The sequence below is a fragment of the Nocardia sp. NPDC058114 genome (assembly GCF_042884695.1).
Lineage (GTDB): Bacteria > Actinomycetota > Actinomycetes > Mycobacteriales > Mycobacteriaceae > Nocardia.
Window position 1 is genome coordinate 19,742 of record NZ_JBHVTK010000019.1, and the last position, 16,943, is coordinate 36,684.

The window sequence follows — 16,943 nt, forward strand, 5'->3', positions numbered from 1 at the left end:
CTCGGCGTGCGCGTTGCGGGCCGCCGCGCCCGCCCCGCACTCGCCCATCAGGCCGCCGGACGCAACGTCAGCATGGTGTCGGCGCCGTGGTGGAACTCATACCCGGTCTTTTGCAGGGAGGTGGCGATGCCCTTGTCGTGGAGTTCGGTGCGCAGGTGGTCGATGAGGTCGTCGAGTGGGGCGCCGGTGTAGTCGAGCAGCGGGTAGACGCGGGTTTCGACGGTGGCGACGCGCGCCAGTTCGAGCAGGGCGGCCAGGTGGAAGTCGGCGTCGAGCCGGTCGGCGTAGCTGAACAGCAGGTGCGAGCTCAGGGCCAGGTCGAACGCGTCGTCGGGACACGGGAGTGAGGGTAACGAGCCGGCCAGATAGCGGTGGGGCGCGGCGCGCACGTCGTCGGCGAAGCGGGCGGCGGCGCCGCGACGGATCGCGGCGTGTTCTGTCGTGGAGCCGTACCAGTCCCAGCGGTAGCGGTCGGCGTGGGAGTGTGCCCAGGCCACGGCGCGTTCGGTTTCGGGGGTCGCGCGGGCGGCCAGTTCGGTCGGTGGGGTGGCGTAGATGGGATCGATCGCGGTGACTTCGGCACCCATGGCGCTTGCCTCGGCCGCGAAACTTGCTGCGCCACCGGGGCAATCGAGGACACGGCGCCCAGCCAGATCATCGTCGGAGAGATGGAACATCGCGCGGTACTCGGCCAAAGATCTTGCGCTGACCAGAAATTCGCCGAGTACCTCGCCATCGGCGTGGTGCATCATCACCACACGTTCTCACGTCTTGCGTTCGCACGCTCGCTGATTCACGAGTGTGGTCACCTCGATTGCAAGACTCGACCTGCAAGCGTCGGCTTCGCTCAGGCGGAGTCGGTGAGCCGGCGCAGTGCCTTGGCAACCACCTCGGGATCGCTGGTCTCCCAGTACGGCGGCAGCGAAGCGCGCAGGTAGCTGCCGTAGCGGGCGGTGGCGAGGCGGGAGTCGAGGATCGCGACCACGCCGCGGTCGTCGACGCTGCGCAGCAACCTGCCGGTGCCCTGGGCCAGCAGCAAGGCGGCGTGATTGGCGGCCACGGTCATGAAACCGTTGCCGCCGCGCGACTCCACCGCTCGCTGGCGCGCGGTGAGCAGCGGATCGTCGGGCCGGGGGAACGGAATGCGGTCCAGGATAACGAGACTCAGCGACGGTCCGGGCACGTCGACGCCCTGCCAGAGGGTGAGGGTGCCGAACAATGAGGTGGCCGGGTCGTCGGCGAACTTGCGCACCAGCGCGCCCATCGAATCGTCACCCTGGCACAGCACCGGGGTGTCGAGCCGCTCGCGCAGCGCCTCGGTGGCGGCCTTGGCGGCGCGCATCGAGGAGAACAGGCCGAGTGTACGGCCACCGGCGGCGGTGATGAGCTGTTCGATCTCGTCGAGATAGGCGGGCGAGAGGCCGTCGCGGCCCGGGGCGGGCAGGTGTTTGGCCACGTAGAGGATGCCGGACTTGGCGTGGTCGAACGGTGAACCCACGTCGAGGGCGTTCCAGCGCACCGATTCCAGGTCGGCGGGTGCGGTGGCGCCGTTGGCCATGGCCGCATCGACCTTGCCGCGCGACTGCGACGGCAGGCCCCAGGTGATCGCGAGCCCGTCGAACGAGCCGCCGATCTGCAGGGTGGCCGAGGTGAGCACGACTGTCGCGGTGCCGAACAGCCTGCTGCGCAGCAGGCCGCCGACCGAGAGCGGCGCCATCCGCAAGGTGCGGCGGGCGACGCCGCGCATCTCGTCGGCCGACAACCAGATGACATCGCGACGGGCGGCCGGGTCGGCTTCCTCGAACGCGGTGAGCGCGCGGACCGCGGCGTCGTGCACGTCGTCGATGGCGGCCACGGCCATGGTGCGGGCGGCGGCGTTGTCGGGGTCGTCCTGGGTTTTGACGGTGCCCTGCGGTGCGATGGCGGTGCGCGCGTTCCAGGCGGAATCGCGAACCAGGGCGAGCACCGGGGCGATGCCGTCGGGCATCTGGTCCCAGCGGCCGGGCGGCAGATCCTCCAGTGCCTGGTGGAAGGCCTCCGCGGCGCCCTCCAGGCGGTCTACCTCGCGTTCGTCGATCAGCTTGGTGCAGCGGCGGGCGGCCGCGCTGATCGCGGTCGCGGCCAGTTCGGCGGTGGCGACGCCGGTGACACGATCGACCAGTTCGTGCGCCTCGTCGATCACCACCACGTCGTGTTCGGGCAGGATCTGGATGCCGCTGATGGCGTCGATGGCCAGCAGCGCGTGGTTGGTGACCACCACGTCGGCCTGGGCCGATTCCGCACGGGCCTTCTCGGCGAAACAGTCCTGGCCGAACTGGCAGCGGGACTTGCCGAGGCATTCGCGCGAGCCCACGCTCACCTGGCGCCACGCGCGGTCGGTGACGCCGGGGGCGAGTTCGTCACGGTCGCCGGTCTCGGTGTCGGAGGCCCATTCGTTGAGGCGCTGGACTTCGCGGCCGAGGCGGGAGATGGCGAAGGCGTCGAACAGCTCGGCCTCGCCGCCGGTGTCTTCCGGGATCACGCTGTTGATCTTGTTCAGGCAGAGATAGTTGTTGCGGCCCTTGAGGATCGCGAACTTGGGTGCGCGGCCGAGCGGCTTGGTGAGTGCCTCGGCCAGGCGCGGCAGATCGCGGTCGACGAGCTGGCGTTGCAGCGCGATCGTGGCGGTGGAGACCACCACCGTGCGACCGGTACGGACCGCGTGCCGCAGGCTCGGGATGAGGTAGGCCAGCGACTTGCCGGTGCCGGTGCCCGCCTGGACGGCCAGGTGCTCCTTGGTGTCGATCGCGTGGTCGACGGCGGTGGCCATGGTGGTCTGCCCGGTGCGTTCCTTGCCACCGAGGGCATGCACGGCGGTGACGAGCAGGTCGGCGACGGGAGGGAGTTCGGGCACGCTGGCAGCTTATCCGCACCCTCGGACAGGTTTGCCCGAGCGATGGCGAGCCCGGTCAGGACTCGCGGACGAAGTCGTCGATGTGATCGCGGACGTAGTCGAGGACTCGCTGCTCGAAATCCTCGGGTTCGTTGATGTCGTAGATCTCGTCGGGGTCTTCGGCGCGGTCGCCGGTGGGGCGGCGGATCTGGTCGGGGGTGGCGAGGGTCTGGTGTTCGTCTTCCCAGAAGCGGTCGAGGTCGTCGTTCGGGGAGCTGAGGGAGGCGTCGCGGGCGGCGATGATGGCCGCGGCGGCCAGTTGCGGCATGCCTGCTGCACGTAAACCTCTTGTGGCCCAGGGGAGTTCGCTGCGGCGGGTTTTCAGGTAGCTCGAGAAGCCCGCGTCGAGAACGCTCGTGTGCAGGCTCGACAGGGCCAGCAGGTGGGAGAAGGCCGGGGGGAGTTTGCCGAACGCGGCGATGCCGAGGCGCTGCAGGTCGTCGGTGGCCGGGTTCGACCAGAACACGGTGTCGGCGGCGTCGTGGATGCTGTCGGTCTCGGCGAGTGCCTTCGTCAGGGCGGATCGGGTGTGCGCCGGGAATCGATAGTCCATGGGGGAAGTATTCAGGGACGCAGCCCGACGCCCGCATCGCGGAGGGTGGTCAGGGCGGTCTCGGTGGTTTCGGGGGCGACGCCCGCGGTGAGATCGAGCAGGACGGTGGTGTCGAATCCGGCCTCGGCGGCGTCCAGCGCGGTGGCCCGAACACAGTGGTCGGTGGCGATGCCGACCACGTCCACGGCGTCGATGCCGCGAGCTCGGAGCCAATCGGTGAGAGAGGTGCCGTCCGCCGCCGCGCCTTCGAAGCCGGAGTAGGCGGCGGTGTACTCGCCCTTGGAGAACGTTTCCTGGATGGGCGAGACATCGAGCGCGGGATGGAAATCGGCGCCGGGGGTGCCCACTCGGCAGTGCGGCGGCCAGGAGTCGACGTAGTCGGGTTCGGTGGAGAAGTGGGCGCCGGGGTCGATGTGCCAGTCGCGGGTGGCGACGACCGCATCGTACTGCTCACCGGCGACGAAGTCGGTGATCGCGGCCGCTACCGCCGCGCCGCCGGCGACCGCGAGGGAGCCGCCCTCGCAGAAATCGTTCTGTACGTCCACGATGATCAGACCGCGTCCCATGTCATCCTCCAGCTCGTTCGACCGCACCATTCTCCGCCGCGCGACGCCACGCGGCCACCCCGGCGCGGTGGCCGACCGGGTGCCGGTGCGGTCGAGAGTCGTCGGCACGTCGGCGTGCCGCGACGCTCAGCCGAGGAACGTTGTCGGCACGGCGGGCTCGCCCGCCGAGAGCTTCAGCCCTTCCCACGGCAGGCTCACCAACCCGCGCGCGACCAGCTCGCGACTCTGCGCCAGCGTCGCCACACCGTCGACCACCTTGCCCTCGCGAACCAGCTGCACCTGCAGCTCCCGCACCTGAAAACCGTTGGTGGCCGGTGCTTCTCCGCCTTCGGGATAGACGATCTCCTCGACGATCGTGCCGGTGGCGCGGGCCAATCGCACCGCCTTCTTGGTCCCGCCGCGCGACTGCTTGTGACTGGACCGCTTGGCCACCGCGATGCCGTCGACCTCGACCAACTTGTAGACCATGCCCGCGGTCGGGGCACCCGAACCGACGACCACCGACGTGCCGACGCCGTACACGTCGACCGGTTCGGCACGCAGCGCCGCGATCGCGTACTCGTCCAGGTCGCCGGAGACCACGATGCGCGTGCCGGTGGCGCCGAGTTCGTCGAGCTGGTCGCGGACCTGCCTGGCGAGGACGCCGAGGTCGCCGGAGTCGATGCGCACACCGCCCAGCTCGGGCCCGGCCACCTCGATGGCCGTGGCGACACCCCGGGTGATGTCGAAGGTGTCGACCAGCAGCGTGGTGCCGATGCCGAGCGTGTCGATCTGGCTGCGGAACGCCGCGGCTTCGTGTTCGCCGTCGGCGCCGCTGTGCAGCAGCGTGAAGGCGTGCGCGCTGGTGCCCGCGCCGGGCACGCCGAAGCTGCGCACGGCCTCGAGATTGGAGGTCGCGTCGAATCCGGCCAGGTAGGCGGCACGCGAGCTCGACGGCGCGGCGAGCTCGTGGGTGCGTCGCGATCCCATCTCGATCATCCGGCGGCCCGCGGCCGCGCTCACCATCCGGGCGGCCGACGAGGCGATGGCGCTGTCGTGATTGAAGATCGACAGCGCGAGGGTCTCGAGCAGCACGCATTCGGCGAAACTGCCGCGCACGGTCAGGATCGGGGAACCGGGGAAGTACAGCTCGCCTTCGGCGTAGCCGTCGATATCGCCGGTGAAGCGATACTCGCGCAACCAGTCGACGGTGGCCGGATCGAGGAACTTCGCGACCACGGCCAGCTCTTGCGGGCCGAAGCGGAAGCGGGTCAGCGCGTCGAGCAGACGGCCGGTGCCGGCGACGACGCCGTAGCGGCGCCCGTTCGGCAACCGCCGGGCGAACACCTCGAAGGTGCACTGTCGCTGAGCCGAACCGTCGGCCAGCGCCGCGGCCAGCATGGTCAGCTCGTACTGGTCGGTCAGCAGCGCGCTGCTGGCGAACTCGTCACGGATCTGCACACCAGAAACTCTAGTCACCGCGGGTGTTGTTTCCTGCGGGCCTCGTCGTACCCTGGTTTTTATGGCCGTGTGCAATAACGTTCGGGCCGGCGCCGTCACCGACGCTGTGAACGCCGCACTGTCGGCACCGCAGGCGACACCGGAGACCACCGAATACACCGAGATCCTGGAGGCCGAGGACCGGCCCTGGGTCACCGTGGTCTGGGACGATCCGGTGAACCTCATGCACTACGTCACCTACATCTTCCAGAAGCTGTTCGGCTACAGCAAAGCCAAGGCGACCGAGTTGATGATGCAGGTGCACAACGAGGGCAAGGCGGTGGTGTCCTCGGGATCGCGCGACAAGATGGAGCAGGACGTGCGCCGGCTGCACGCCGCCGGGCTCTGGGCAACCATGCAGCGCGACTGACGACCTGAGTAACCTGGGCCTGTGCGTAAGTGGAGCAGGAAGAACTCACTGAGTGGCCTCAAGCTTCGATCCGAAATGGACGAGCACGAGGCCACCGTCCTTCGCTCTCTGATCGGCGCGGTGTCCGGACTGCTCAGTGACCGCGCAGCCGACGCTCCCGAAGACGAACTCGCCGCGCTCACCGGCTTGCGCACGGGCAGCTCCACCCCGCCCGACGATCCGCAACTGCTGCGTCTGCTGCCCGATTTCCACCGCGCCGAGCCCGGTTCGCCCGATGCCACGCGCGCCGATCTCAACAGCGCGCTGCGCAGCCTGCACGAGCCGGAGATCATCGACGCGAAACTGGCCGCCGGGCAGACCGTCCTCGACAGCTGCCCGGAAGTGGGCGGCAAGATCGCGCTCACGCCCGAGCAGGCCGACGCGTGGCTGGCCGCGCTCACCGATGTCCGGCTCGCGCTGGGCACCCTGCTCGACATCGACGACGACACGCCCGACCATTTCGATCCGGAAGACCCGCGCGCCCCGCATCTGGACGTCTACCACTGGCTCACCTGGATGCAGGATTCACTACTGCAAGCGCTCGCGCCGTGAGCGCGACGACCGGAATCGCCGACGAAGGACGAGATGATGCGCAGCGGCCCCGGAGTACGCAACTCGATCACTGATGTCGCCGGGGTGCTGGTCGGGCATCACCAGGCGCTCGACGCCGAAGTCACCCTCGGTACCGGCGCCGCGACGGGCTGCACGGTCGTGCGGGTCCCCGGCGGCGCGACGGCCTCGGTCGACGTCCGCGGCGGCGGACCCGGCACCAGGGAAACCGACCTACTCGACCCGGCCAACACCGTTCGCCAACTGAATGCCGTGCTCCTCACCGGAGGTAGCGCGTACGGCCTCGCCGCCGCGGACGGGGTGATGCGCTGGTCGGAGGAACACCGCGAGGGCATTCCGATGGACCCGGCCGACCCGAGTCGGGTGGTCCCGATCGTGCCCGGCGCGGTGATCTTCGATCTGCCGGTCGGGGACTGGGGTATCCGGCCCGGCGCGGACTTCGGTTATCGCGCGGCCGCGGCGGCGTCGACCGAGTTCGCCCGGGGCACCGCGGGCGCCGGTGTCGGTGCGCGGGCGGGCGCGATCAAGGGCGGAATCGGTTCGGCGAGTGTGGTTCTCGCGGACGGCCCCGGGGCCGGGGTGACCGTCGGCGCGGTGATCGTGGCCAATCCCGTCGGGTCGGTCGTCGATCCGCGCACCGGGTTGCCGTGGGGCGTCGGCACCGACGGACCCGACTTCTTCGGGTTGCGGCACGCGACAGCGGACGAGATCGCCGCACTTGCCGCGCTCCCCGCGAAGAGCATGGTGCTCAACACCACGATCGGGGTGATCGCCACCGATGCCGCCCTCGACCCAGCCGGCTGTCGACGGCTGGCCGCGACCGGGCACGACGGACTCGCCCGGGCGATCCGCCCCGTGCATTCCCCGCTCGACGGCGACACCCTGTTCGCGCTGTCCACCGGCGCGGTCGAGGTCACCCCGCTCGCGCTGCCGCGCGCTTTCCCCACCGACCTGCTGCTGCTCGACCAGTTGTGTACGGCCGCGGCGGTGGTCGTCGAGCGCGCCGTCGTCGACGCGGTGCTCGCCGCGACCTCGATCGCCGGGATCCCCGCCTACTACGATCTGTTTCCGCGCTGATCGGCGACCTCGCGCGAGGTCGCCCACTGTCGGTGGTGCGGCTGCCCGGTGGCCGCAACTGCCTGCTGACCAGCCCTTCGGCGGCTTGCCGCGCCTGCGGTGACGACCCGGCTGGGACCGGAGTGCATACCCCGCGGAATACCCGAATAGGGTGGGTCGTTGTCGGGGAAGGTGCTCGACAGCGCGCACGCAGGATGTGGAAAGGGTCGATGAAGTGCTGGTGATCAGGGCCGATCTCGTTGACGCGATGGTGGCGCACGCTCGCGCCGACCACCCGGACGAGGCCTGCGGCATCATCGCCGGCCCCGAGGGCAGCGACCGGCCGGAACGCTTCGTCGCGATGGTCAACGCCGAACGCTCGCCCACCTTCTACCGGTTCGATTCCGGTGAACAGCTGCGCGTGTGGCGCGCGATGGACGACGCCGACGAAGTGCCGGTCGTGATCTACCACTCGCATACCGCCACCGAGGCCTACCCGAGCCGCACCGACATCTCCTACGCCGCCGAACCGGACGCGCACTATGTGCTGGTCTCCACGCGCGACCCGCAGGAGCACGAACTGCGCAGCTACCGCATCGTCGACGGCGAGGTCACCGAAGAACCGGTGCGCATCGTCGATTCCTACTGAACCGTCCGAGAACAGTCACCATCCCCGAGGAGCCCCCATGCCGGTAACCGTGTCCATTCCGACCATCATGCGTGGTATCACCGGAGGTGAGAAGCGGGTGCAGGGCGAGGGCTCGACGCTGTCCGCGCTCATCGCCGATCTCGACGCGAACCACCCCGGGCTGGCCGAGAAGCTGCTGTCGGACGGCAAGCTGAACCGCTACGTCAACATCTACGTCGACGACGAGGACGTGCGCTTCTCGGGTGGGCTGGAAGCCGAGGTGCCCGCGGGCGCGTCGGTCACCATCCTGCCCGCCGTGGCCGGCGGCGCCTGACCCCGTGGCCCGCTACGAATCGCTGATCGCGACGCTCGGCAATACGCCGCTCGTCGGATTGCAGACACTGTCGCCCCAGTGGGACGGCGACGATCATGTGCGGCTGTGGGCCAAGCTCGAGGACCGCAATCCCACGGGCTCGATCAAGGACCGGCCCGCGCTGCGGATGATCGAACAGGCCGAGGCCGACGGGCTGCTCACCCCCGGCTGCACGATTCTGGAGCCGACCAGCGGCAACACCGGGATCTCGCTGGCCATGGCGGCCAAGCTCAAGGGTTACCGGATCGTGTGCGTGATGCCGGAGAACACCTCGGTGGAGCGGCGGCAACTGCTCACGATGTTCGGCGCCGAGATCATCGACTCGCCCGCGGCGGGCGGATCCAATCAAGCGGTGGCGATGGCCAAGCAGATCGCGGCGGAGAATCCGGATTGGGTGATGCTGTACCAGTACGGCAACCCGGCCAACGCGCTCGCGCACTACGAGAACACCGGGCCGGAACTGCTGGCCGACCTGCCGGAGATCACCCATTTCGTCGCGGGACTCGGCACGACCGGGACGTTGATGGGCACCGGCCGGTTCCTGCGTGAAAACGTGCCCGGTATCGAGATCGTGGCCGCCGAACCCCGCTACGGCGAACTGGTCTACGGCCTGCGCAACATCGACGAGGGATTCATCCCCGAGCTCTACGACGAGAAGGTGCTCACCACCCGGTTCTCGGTGGGCCCGTACGACGCGGTGAAACGGACTCGCGAACTGGTCGGCGAGGAGGGAATCTTCGCCGGGATCTCCACCGGGGCGATCCTGCACGCCGCGCTCGGCATCGCCAAGAAGGCGCAGAAGGCCGGGAAACGGGCCGATATCGCGTTCGTGGTCGCCGACGGCGGCTGGAAGTATCTGTCCACCGGGGCATACGACGGCACGCTGGACGAAGCCGAGGAGAAGCTGGACGGGCAACTCTGGGCCTGACGCGATGTGACCCGGCTTCGGTACGCTCTGGTCAACGGGCTGTTCGACGGTCCCTTGCCGGAGTGGAGGCGATGTCGGTGAGCGGTGGGGTGGGTGCCTCGTTCGATCCTGATCGGATCTCGGGGCTGCGTGGCAACGCGAGTTCGGGCATCGGCGCGTCGCGAGGCGGTTCGTGGATTCGGGCCGCGGTGGTGATTCTGGGCTTCGTGGGGGCGCTGTACGTGATCGAGGGCGTCGACATGGTGCTCTCCTACGATTCGCCACCCGGATCGGTCGGCGAACTCGACTCGGCGGGAATCGAGCCGCGCGAGGTATCCGGGCTCGACGGGATTCTGTGGGCCCCACTGTTGCACGGCGGGTGGGACCATCTGTTCGCCAACACGCTGCCGTTGCTCGTGCTGGGTTTCCTCGTGCTGCTCTCCGGGATCGGGCGGGGGATCGCGGCCACGGCGATCATCTGGGTGATCGCGGGCGTCGGTACCTGGCTCACGGGGTCGGCGGGAAGTGTGCACGTGGGAGCGTCGTCGATCGTGTTCGGCTGGCTGACGTACCTGATCTGCCGCGGGTGGTTCACGCGCAATGTGGGCCAGATCGTGGTGGGACTGGTGATCCTCGTGTTCTACGGCTCGATGCTGTGGGGCGTGCTGCCGAGCGACCCTCGAATTTCTTGGCAGGGGCATCTTTTCGGGGCGGTGGGTGGAGTGCTCGCGGGCTGGGTACTCTCGTCAGATGAACGTCGACGCCGCCGTGGAGCATCGGTCGGCCGCGCACTACCAACGCGGTAACCGGGGATCCGGTCTGGAAATTGGGGGGATCCTGCATTGAGCACCAGCACGTCGTGGCAGCATGGGGGTATGCGCCTTACCGTCCTCGGGTGCTCGGGCAGCGTGTCCGGCCCGGACTCCCCAGCGTCGGGCTACCTGCTGACGGGCCCTGATATGCGGCCGACTGTCATCGACTTCGGCCCCGGTATTTTCGGCGCGCTGCAGAAGCACATGAACCCGGCCGATGTCGATATCTTCCTCACCCACCTGCACGCGGATCACTGCTTGGATCTGCCCGCACTGCTGGTGTGGCGTCGCTACCACCCGAATCCGCCGACCGGGAAGGCACTGGTCCGCGGGCCGTCCGATTCCGCGCTGCGGATCGGCAATGCGTCTGCGGAGATCGGCGGCGAGACCGACGACTGGTCCGATGTGATCGACTCGCAGGCGTGGGTCGAGAACACACCGATTCCGTTCGGGCCCGGTCACACGGTGGAAGCTCGGCGGATGTTCCACCCGCCGGAGTCCTATGGGCTGCGGATCACCGCGGGCGACGGCCGGGTCTTCGTCTACACCGGTGATACGGCGATGTGCGATGCGGTGGTCGACTTGGCGCAGGGTGCGGATGTGCTGATGGCCGAGGCGTCGTGGACTCATGATCCGGCGAATCGTCCGCCGGGGATTCATCTTTCGGGGACCGAGGCGGGGGAAATCGCTACTCGCGCCGGGGCCAAGGAGCTGTTGCTGACCCATATTCCGCCGTGGACTTCGCGTGAGGATGTGATCGCTGAGGCCAAGGCGGCTTTCTCGGGGCCGGTGCACGCGGTGTCGCCGGGGGAGACGTTCGACCTTTAGGGCGGGATTCGGAGTTCGGTAGTCCCGGGACTGTTTGACGCTGTGTTTATTGGCGCGCTGGCGCGCGCGTGTCCGCGGCCCTGAGGGGCCGCCGGTTAGGCGCCGCGGAATCGCTCCTTCGTCGCATCTCCGCGGCGCCTAACCGGCGACCCGGCCGCGGACCGGCCACTTCGTGGCCGTCCCTCCCTAGGGGTCGGGAGTGCGGTGGTTGGTGGTGCGGTCATGGCGGATCTGGGGTTGAACGGTGGGGCCGGCTAGTGCGGTAGGGCTGCGGACTTCGGGTGTATGGAGTCGCTGGGAGTGCGGTAGGGGTGTGGACTTCGGGGTGTGTGGAGTCGCGGGGAGTGCGGTAGGGGTGTGAGCTTCGGGTGTGTGGAGTCGCGGGGAGTGCGGTAAGGGTGTGGACTTCGGGGTGCGCGGTGTCGCGGGGAGTGCGGTAGAGCTACGGACCTTGGGGTGTGCGGTGTCGCTGGGAGTGCGGTGTGGGTGCGGGCTTCGGAGGCTTCGGTGTGGCTGGGCGGGGAGTGGGGGGCACGCGCTAGTGTGTCGGCTGTGTCTAGACGAGCTGATGGTAGGGCGGATGACGAACTCCGCGACGTGAAGATCACTCGGGGATTCACTACGCACCCGGCGGGGTCGGTGCTGGTGGAATTCGGGCAGACGCGGGTGATGTGCACCGCGAGCGTCACCGAGGGGGTGCCGCCGTGGCGCCGGGATTCGGGGCTGGGCTGGCTCACCGCGGAGTACGCGATGCTGCCCGCGGCCACGCACACGCGCAGTGGGCGGGAGTCGGTGAAGGGCAAGGTCGGTGGGCGGACGCAGGAGATCAGCAGGCTGATCGGGCGCTCGCTGCGGGCCTGCATCGACCTGGCCGCGCTCGGCGAGAACACGATCGCGCTCGACTGCGATGTGCTGCAGGCCGACGGTGGCACGCGCACCGCCGCGATCACCGGCGCCTATGTGGCGCTCTCGGACGCGGTGACCTACCTGGCCGCCGCGGGCAAACTGGCTGATCCGCAGCCGATTTCGTGCATGATCGCCGCGGTGAGCGTGGGTGTGGTCGACGGGCGTGTTCGCCTCGACCTGCCCTACGAGGAAGACTCGCGCGCCGAGGTCGACATGAACGTGGTGGCCACCGATACCGGAACTCTGGTCGAGATCCAGGGCACCGGCGAGGGCGCGACGTTCCCGCGGTCGACCCTGGACAAGATGCTCGACTCGGCCTTCGCCGGTGCCGAGCAGCTGTTCGCGATCCAGAAGGCGGCGCTGGCACTGCCGTACCCGGGCACCTTGCCCGAGCCGTCCGCGAAGAAGTAGTCGTGGCCGTGCGTGTGCTGGTCGCCAGCCGAAATGCCAAGAAGCTGAAGGAGCTTCGCCGGATCCTCGATGAAGCCGGGGTGGCCGGAATCGAATTGGTGAGCCTGAACGAGGTGCCCCCGTACGAGGAGGCGCCCGAGACCGGCGCCACCTTCGAGGAGAACGCGATCGCGAAGGCGCGTGACGGTGCCGTCGCCACCGGATTGCCCTGCGTGGCAGACGATTCCGGCATCGAAGTCGACGCGCTGAACGGGATGCCGGGTGTGCTGTCGGCGCGGTGGGCGGGCGGCCACGGCGACGATGCCGCGAACAACACCCTGCTGCTCGCCCAGCTGGGCGACGTCCCCGACGACCGTCGCGGCGGCCGTTTCGTCTCCACCTGCGCGCTGGTCCTGCCCGACGGTACGACCACGGTGGTGCGCGGCGAATGGCCCGGCACCATCGCCCGTGAACCGCACGGTGACGGCGGTTTCGGCTACGACCCGCTGTTTCTGCCAGAGGGCGGTACCGGCAGCGCCGCCGAACTCACCCCCGCCGAAAAGGACGCGGTCTCCCACCGGGGCCGCGCGCTCACTCAGCTCATCCCGGCCCTGGCCGCCCTGGCCTGACCGACCACACAACACGAGCGCCGCCGCTCCGGATTGCCGGGGCGGCGGCGCTTTTCGTGCAAGTCAGAGGCTGTACTGCTGCTTCACGTCTTTGGCGTTGCGGTGCTCGACGAAGAACGACAGCAGCGGGATGGTGCCGGCGACGAGGGTGCCGATGGTGCGGCCGATGGGCCAGCGGACCTTCACGGCGAGGTCGGCGGTGACCAGCAGATAGGCGAAGTACACCCAGCCGTGCACGACCGCGATCCAGCTGGGGGTGTCGACGCCGAAGCCGTACTTGGCGATCATCTCGACGGTGAGCAGCAGCAGCCACAGGCCGGTGACCCAGGCGAGTACGCGGTAGCGCTGCAGGGCCGAGGTGATCTTGGCGGTGGGGGCGCTGCCCGCGGGGGCGGCGATGGCTTCGTCCGGCGACGGTGTGGTGGTGGTGTTGTCGGTCACCCGGCGTTCCTCTCGGGGGAATGCAAGCCGGCGGTGCGGACCTGCGCATCGATGTCGCTGGCGTGCAGTTGCGCCAGGTACTGGTTGTAGGCGGCCGTTTCCGGGTCGTCGGACTTCGCGGCCTTGGGGCGTTCGGGCAGGATGCCCGCGGGGATCTCGCGCGGCGCCTCGGCCTTGCCCGGCCGCGGCGACGCGGGCTCCTCGGCCTCGCGTTCCAGCCGCACGAACCGCACATAGGCGAACACCGCGAACCCGGCGAACAGCGGCCACTGCAGTGCGTAACCGAGATTCTGGCCGGTTCCCGACGACGATTCGAACCGTTCCCACTGCCACCAGGCCAGCGCCAGGCAGCCCAGCGCGACGACGCAGACCAGCGCGATCAGGGCCGGTCGATTGTGCGCCGGGCGAGGAGGTGGAACGGACACGCGCTCCACGGTACCCGCCTACTACAGAGCACGTAGGAGCAGGTCGCGGCCGGAGTCAACCGCGGAGTCAGGCGTCACAGCACAGTGGTCCGGGTGGCGCGCGGGCGCGAGGTCCCGGCCTGGAAGGTCTGGCGGTAGGCGGTGGGGGAGACGCCGATGGCGGCGGACAGGTGCTGGCGCAGGGAGGCGGCGGTGCCGAGGCCCGCGTCGGCGGCGACGCGGTCGATGGGGAGGTCGGTGGCTTCGAGGAGGTGGCGGGCGTGGTCGACGCGTTGCTGCGTCAGCCATTGGCCGGGTGGGAGGCCGTTTTCCTCGCGGAATCGGCGGCAGAAGGTGCGCACGCTCATGCGAGCGTGGGCGGCGAGTTCGGTGAGCGGGAGCGGGCGATCCAGGTGGGTCATGGCCCAGGCGCGGGTGGCGGCGGTCGTCGCGGTGCTGGGTTCGGGGATCGGCCGGTCGATGAACTGGGCCTGTCCGCCTTCGCGCCACGGCGGCACGATGCACAGGCGGGCGACCTGATTGGCGACCGCGCTGCCGTGATCGCGGCGCAGCAGGTGCAGGCAGGCGTCGATGCCGGCGGCGCTGCCCGCCGCGGTGAGGATGCGTCCTTCGTCGACGAACAGCACGTCGGCATCCATCCTGACTTGCGGGAACAGAGCGCGAAACCGATCGGCTTGTCGCCAGTGCGTGGTCGCGGGGCGGTCGTCGAGCAAGCCGAGGGCGGCCAGGACGAACGCCGCGGTGCAGATCGACACGATGCGGGTATCCGGCCGGAGTCGACCCAGCGCATCGGCCAGGTCGGCGGGCATCCACTCCTCCTCGGGGGCGTCACACGCGGAGAAGGGCGGGATCACCACGGTGTCGGCCTCGGCGAGCGCGCTGCTGTCGTATTCGACGGCGATGGTGAAGTCGGCGTTGGTCGAGACCGGGGCTCCGTCGAGGCTGCAGGTGCGCACGTCGTAGAGCGCGGCGCCGTCGGGATCGGTCGCCGTGCCGAAGATCCGGGCGGGAATTCCCAATTCGAACGGATAGACCCCGTTCAGCGCCAGAACCACCACGCGATGCATGGCAAGATTATTGCACATATTGGCTTTCTTGCCACTCGTCGATGATTCGCGCACCCGGCATCGTGGACTGCACACGGCCGGTTCGCAGCGAAACGGCCTGGGAGACACAGGGAGAAGCGCCATGCGGGCAATCGGTCAGGACACCTTCGGCGGACCCGAGGTCCTGCGGGTGATCGAGGTCGACAAGCCGAGCCCCGGACCGGCCGAAGTGCTGATCCGCGTGCACGCGGCCGGGGTGAACCCGACCGATTCCTGGCACCGCGCCACCGGTGGACTGCTCGGCGCGATCGCACCGCTGGGCTGGGATGTGTCCGGTGTGGTCGAGGCCGTCGGCGTCGGTGTCACCCTGTTCGCGCCGGGCGACGAGGTCTTCGGCATGCCGCGGCAGCCGCGCGCCGCGGGCGCCTACGCCGAGTACGTCACCGCACCGGCCCGCCACCTCGCGCGCAAGCCGTCGAATCTCACCCACGTCGAAGCCGCCGCGCTGCCGCTCGTCGCGCTCACCGCCTGGCAGGCGCTGGTCGACACCGCCGACGTGCGGCCCGGCCACCGGGTCCTGATTCATGCCGCCGCGGGCGGGGTCGGGCATGTCGCGGTGCAGATCGCCAAGGCGCGCGGTGCGTACGTCGTCGCCACGGCGCGGGCCGACAATCACGACTTCGTTCGCGACCTCGGCGCCGATGAGGTGATCGATTACACCGCAACAGATTTCGTCGACGCGGCCGATGGCATCGACATCGTCGTCGACACCATCGGCGGCGAATACGGCCCGCGCTCGCTGCGAACCCTCCGGCCCGGCGGCATCATCGTGTCGCTGGCCTCCCCGGCGGAAGCGGCCCTGGTGGAGGTCGCCCGCCCGCTCGGCCTGCGGGCCGGGTTCATGATCGTCGAAGCCGACGGCGCGGGTCTGCGCGCTCTCGCGGACCTGGTCGAAAGCGGTGCGCTGCGACCGCACGTGGAAACGGTCCTGCCACTGGAACTCGTGGGCAAGGCCCACGAGATCAGCGACAATCAGCGGACCCGCGGCAAGATCGTGCTCACGGTCACGCAGTGCGGATGATCAGAACTTGTAGCTGATCCCGGTCATCCGCTCGGATTCCTCCCACAACCTGCGCAGCAGCTCGGGATTGCGCGAGATCTTGCTCGACGGGCACGCCTCGACCGGTCCCTGCGACTGCATCAGCCGGTTGGGACCCCAATACACGGTGGGGTCGGCGTCCGGCTCGGTGGCCGCGAACAAGGTGGAGTGGGCGGCCTTGTGCGGCGGGTGGCCGATGAGCTTGATGAACGGCTTGCTGACCTTGTCGAGGGGGGTCTCGGTGCGGGCGAACAGGTCCGTGGCCGAGACCCCGGGGTGCACGGCGTAGGACTTCTTCGCCGACCCGGCCTCGGTGAGCCTGTGCTGCAGTTCACGACCGAACATCAGGTTGGCGAGCTTGGCCTGGGCGTAGGCGAGATTGCGCTGGTAGCGGCGGTTCTCGTAGTTGAGGTCGTCGATCCACAGCTTCGGGGTCTGCTTGTGGGCGATGCTGGCGAGCGAGATCACCCGGTCGCGCACGCGGTCGAGCAGCAGTCCGGTGAGGGCGAAGTGGCCCAGGTGGTTGACGCCGAACTGCGTCTCGAACCCGTCGGCGGTGCGCGAGAACGGGATGTTCATCAGGCCCGCGTTGTTGATCAGCACATCGAATTCGCCCTGCTGCGCGGCGAATTCGCGCACAGAGGCCAGATCTGCCAGGTCGAGCGCGGCCACCCGCACGTCACCGGGGATGGCGTCGGCGATCGGTTGCGCTTTGCTCGCGTTGCGGCAGGCCATGATCACCGTGGCGCCCTTGCCTGCGAGCACCTTGGTGGTCTCGGCACCGAGGCCGCCGTTGGCCCCGGTGATCACGAACGTGCGCCCGGACTGGTCCGCGATGTCAGTTGGTTTCCATGCCATGCGCCTATCTTACTCTGGAGTAAGATAGGAGGGAAG

At 69.1% G+C, this 16,943-nt stretch carries 20 protein-coding genes; 11 read left to right on the top strand and 9 right to left on the bottom strand.

The genetic code is table 11. The features are described 5' to 3' along the window. Positions 1-47: 47 nt before the first annotated feature. The 5 genes from ACFVVI_RS34605 to ACFVVI_RS34625 form a co-directional block, all read right to left on the bottom strand. Positions 48-752, bottom strand: a complete 705-nt coding sequence (locus ACFVVI_RS34605; protein WP_378996712.1) for a hypothetical protein — start codon at positions 750-752, stop codon at positions 48-50. A 95-nt stretch (positions 753-847) separates the two neighbouring features. Next, the gene (locus tag ACFVVI_RS34610; protein ID WP_379314615.1) at positions 848-2,893 is read right to left on the bottom strand and encodes an ATP-dependent DNA helicase; all 2,046 of its coding nucleotides are present in this window, start codon (positions 2,891-2,893) and stop codon (positions 848-850) included. Positions 2,894-2,948: 55 nt separating this feature from the next. Continuing rightward, positions 2,949-3,485, bottom strand: coding sequence for a DUF4375 domain-containing protein (locus tag ACFVVI_RS34615; protein WP_379314616.1), 537 nt, complete (start codon positions 3,483-3,485; stop codon positions 2,949-2,951). An 11-nt stretch (positions 3,486-3,496) separates the two neighbouring features. Continuing rightward, a complete protein-coding gene (locus ACFVVI_RS34620; protein ID WP_378996718.1) occupies positions 3,497-4,051 on the bottom strand; it encodes an isochorismatase family protein in 555 nt (184 codons plus the stop codon). 126 nt (positions 4,052-4,177) lie between these two features. After that, positions 4,178-5,491, bottom strand: a complete 1,314-nt coding sequence (locus ACFVVI_RS34625; protein ID WP_387449096.1) for a nicotinate phosphoribosyltransferase — start codon at positions 5,489-5,491, stop codon at positions 4,178-4,180. Positions 5,492-5,552: 61 nt separating this feature from the next. Here ACFVVI_RS34625 and clpS point away from each other — a divergent pair, with 61 nt between their 5' ends. The 10 genes from clpS (at position 5,553) to rdgB (ending at position 13,038) form a co-directional block, all read left to right on the top strand. Next, entirely contained in the window at positions 5,553-5,900 is a 348-nt protein-coding gene (gene clpS / locus ACFVVI_RS34630) for an ATP-dependent Clp protease adapter ClpS (RefSeq protein ID WP_101464172.1), read from the top strand. Between the two features lie 21 nt (positions 5,901-5,921). Then, the gene (locus tag ACFVVI_RS34635) at positions 5,922-6,491 is read left to right on the top strand and encodes a DUF2017 domain-containing protein (protein WP_378996723.1); all 570 of its coding nucleotides are present in this window, start codon (positions 5,922-5,924) and stop codon (positions 6,489-6,491) included. A gap of 33 nt (positions 6,492-6,524) precedes the next feature. Further along, on the top strand, positions 6,525-7,586 hold the full coding sequence (locus ACFVVI_RS34640) for a P1 family peptidase (RefSeq protein ID WP_387449099.1): 1,062 nt from the start codon (positions 6,525-6,527) through the stop codon (positions 7,584-7,586). A gap of 214 nt (positions 7,587-7,800) precedes the next feature. After that, positions 7,801-8,214, top strand: a complete 414-nt coding sequence (locus ACFVVI_RS34645; RefSeq protein ID WP_358071628.1) for a M67 family metallopeptidase — start codon at positions 7,801-7,803, stop codon at positions 8,212-8,214. Positions 8,215-8,251: 37 nt separating this feature from the next. Beyond that, positions 8,252-8,527, top strand: coding sequence for a MoaD/ThiS family protein (locus ACFVVI_RS34650; RefSeq protein WP_101464168.1), 276 nt, complete (start codon positions 8,252-8,254; stop codon positions 8,525-8,527). Positions 8,528-8,531: 4 nt separating this feature from the next. After that, positions 8,532-9,494 carry a PLP-dependent cysteine synthase family protein gene (locus tag ACFVVI_RS34655; RefSeq protein WP_378996727.1) on the top strand — a complete coding sequence of 321 codons (963 nt, stop codon included), beginning with the start codon at positions 8,532-8,534 and terminating at the stop codon, positions 9,492-9,494. Between the two features lie 71 nt (positions 9,495-9,565). Beyond that, on the top strand, positions 9,566-10,279 hold the full coding sequence (locus ACFVVI_RS34660) for a rhomboid family intramembrane serine protease (protein WP_378996729.1): 714 nt from the start codon (positions 9,566-9,568) through the stop codon (positions 10,277-10,279). Between the two features lie 69 nt (positions 10,280-10,348). Continuing rightward, complete coding sequence (locus ACFVVI_RS34665; RefSeq protein ID WP_378996732.1) at positions 10,349-11,113, top strand: cyclic nucleotide-degrading phosphodiesterase; 765 nt, start codon at positions 10,349-10,351, stop codon at positions 11,111-11,113. 552 nt (positions 11,114-11,665) lie between these two features. Then, positions 11,666-12,430 (top strand): ribonuclease PH, encoded by a 765-nt coding sequence (rph, locus tag ACFVVI_RS34670; protein WP_378638916.1) that lies wholly within the window; start codon positions 11,666-11,668, stop codon positions 12,428-12,430. A gap of 2 nt (positions 12,431-12,432) precedes the next feature. Next, complete coding sequence (rdgB, locus tag ACFVVI_RS34675) at positions 12,433-13,038, top strand: RdgB/HAM1 family non-canonical purine NTP pyrophosphatase (protein ID WP_378996673.1); 606 nt, start codon at positions 12,433-12,435, stop codon at positions 13,036-13,038. A gap of 63 nt (positions 13,039-13,101) precedes the next feature. On the opposite strand, the gene ACFVVI_RS34680 is transcribed toward rdgB, so the two are convergent. The 3 genes from ACFVVI_RS34680 to ACFVVI_RS34690 all read right to left on the bottom strand — a co-directional run bounded on the left by ACFVVI_RS34680 (position 13,102) and on the right by ACFVVI_RS34690 (position 14,971). Then, on the bottom strand, positions 13,102-13,437 hold the full coding sequence (locus ACFVVI_RS34680) for a DUF3817 domain-containing protein (RefSeq protein ID WP_387449151.1): 336 nt from the start codon (positions 13,435-13,437) through the stop codon (positions 13,102-13,104). A gap of 38 nt (positions 13,438-13,475) precedes the next feature. Continuing rightward, the gene (locus ACFVVI_RS34685) at positions 13,476-13,904 is read right to left on the bottom strand and encodes a transcriptional regulator (RefSeq protein WP_378996669.1); all 429 of its coding nucleotides are present in this window, start codon (positions 13,902-13,904) and stop codon (positions 13,476-13,478) included. 74 nt (positions 13,905-13,978) lie between these two features. Beyond that, positions 13,979-14,971, bottom strand: coding sequence for a GlxA family transcriptional regulator (locus tag ACFVVI_RS34690; protein ID WP_387449105.1), 993 nt, complete (start codon positions 14,969-14,971; stop codon positions 13,979-13,981). A 121-nt stretch (positions 14,972-15,092) separates the two neighbouring features. Here ACFVVI_RS34690 and ACFVVI_RS34695 point away from each other — a divergent pair, with 121 nt between their 5' ends. Beyond that, entirely contained in the window at positions 15,093-16,031 is a 939-nt protein-coding gene (locus tag ACFVVI_RS34695; protein ID WP_378996665.1) for an NADP-dependent oxidoreductase, read from the top strand. On the opposite strand, the gene ACFVVI_RS34700 is transcribed toward ACFVVI_RS34695, so the two are convergent. Further along, a complete protein-coding gene (locus ACFVVI_RS34700) occupies positions 16,032-16,907 on the bottom strand; it encodes an oxidoreductase (RefSeq protein ID WP_387449107.1) in 876 nt (291 codons plus the stop codon). It abuts the gene before it with no gap. Positions 16,908-16,943: the final 36 nt, after the last annotated feature.

Coding starts and splice junctions, on each gene's coding strand:
- ACFVVI_RS34640 (WP_387449099.1), top strand. CDS start 6,525: ATGATGCGCAGCGGCCCCGGAGTACGCAACTCGATCACTGATGTCGCC.
- ACFVVI_RS34605 (WP_378996712.1), bottom strand. CDS start 752: ATGATGCACCACGCCGATGGCGAGGTACTCGGCGAATTTCTGGTCAGC.
- ACFVVI_RS34695 (WP_378996665.1), top strand. CDS start 15,093: ATGCGGGCAATCGGTCAGGACACCTTCGGCGGACCCGAGGTCCTGCGG.
- ACFVVI_RS34620 (WP_378996718.1), bottom strand. CDS start 4,051: ATGGGACGCGGTCTGATCATCGTGGACGTACAGAACGATTTCTGCGAG.
- ACFVVI_RS34660 (WP_378996729.1), top strand. CDS start 9,566: ATGTCGGTGAGCGGTGGGGTGGGTGCCTCGTTCGATCCTGATCGGATC.
- clpS (WP_101464172.1), top strand. CDS start 5,553: ATGGCCGTGTGCAATAACGTTCGGGCCGGCGCCGTCACCGACGCTGTG.
- ACFVVI_RS34650 (WP_101464168.1), top strand. CDS start 8,252: ATGCCGGTAACCGTGTCCATTCCGACCATCATGCGTGGTATCACCGGA.
- ACFVVI_RS34615 (WP_379314616.1), bottom strand. CDS start 3,485: ATGGACTATCGATTCCCGGCGCACACCCGATCCGCCCTGACGAAGGCA.
- ACFVVI_RS34700 (WP_387449107.1), bottom strand. CDS start 16,907: ATGGCATGGAAACCAACTGACATCGCGGACCAGTCCGGGCGCACGTTC.
- ACFVVI_RS34665 (WP_378996732.1), top strand. CDS start 10,349: ATGCGCCTTACCGTCCTCGGGTGCTCGGGCAGCGTGTCCGGCCCGGAC.
- ACFVVI_RS34690 (WP_387449105.1), bottom strand. CDS start 14,971: ATGCATCGCGTGGTGGTTCTGGCGCTGAACGGGGTCTATCCGTTCGAA.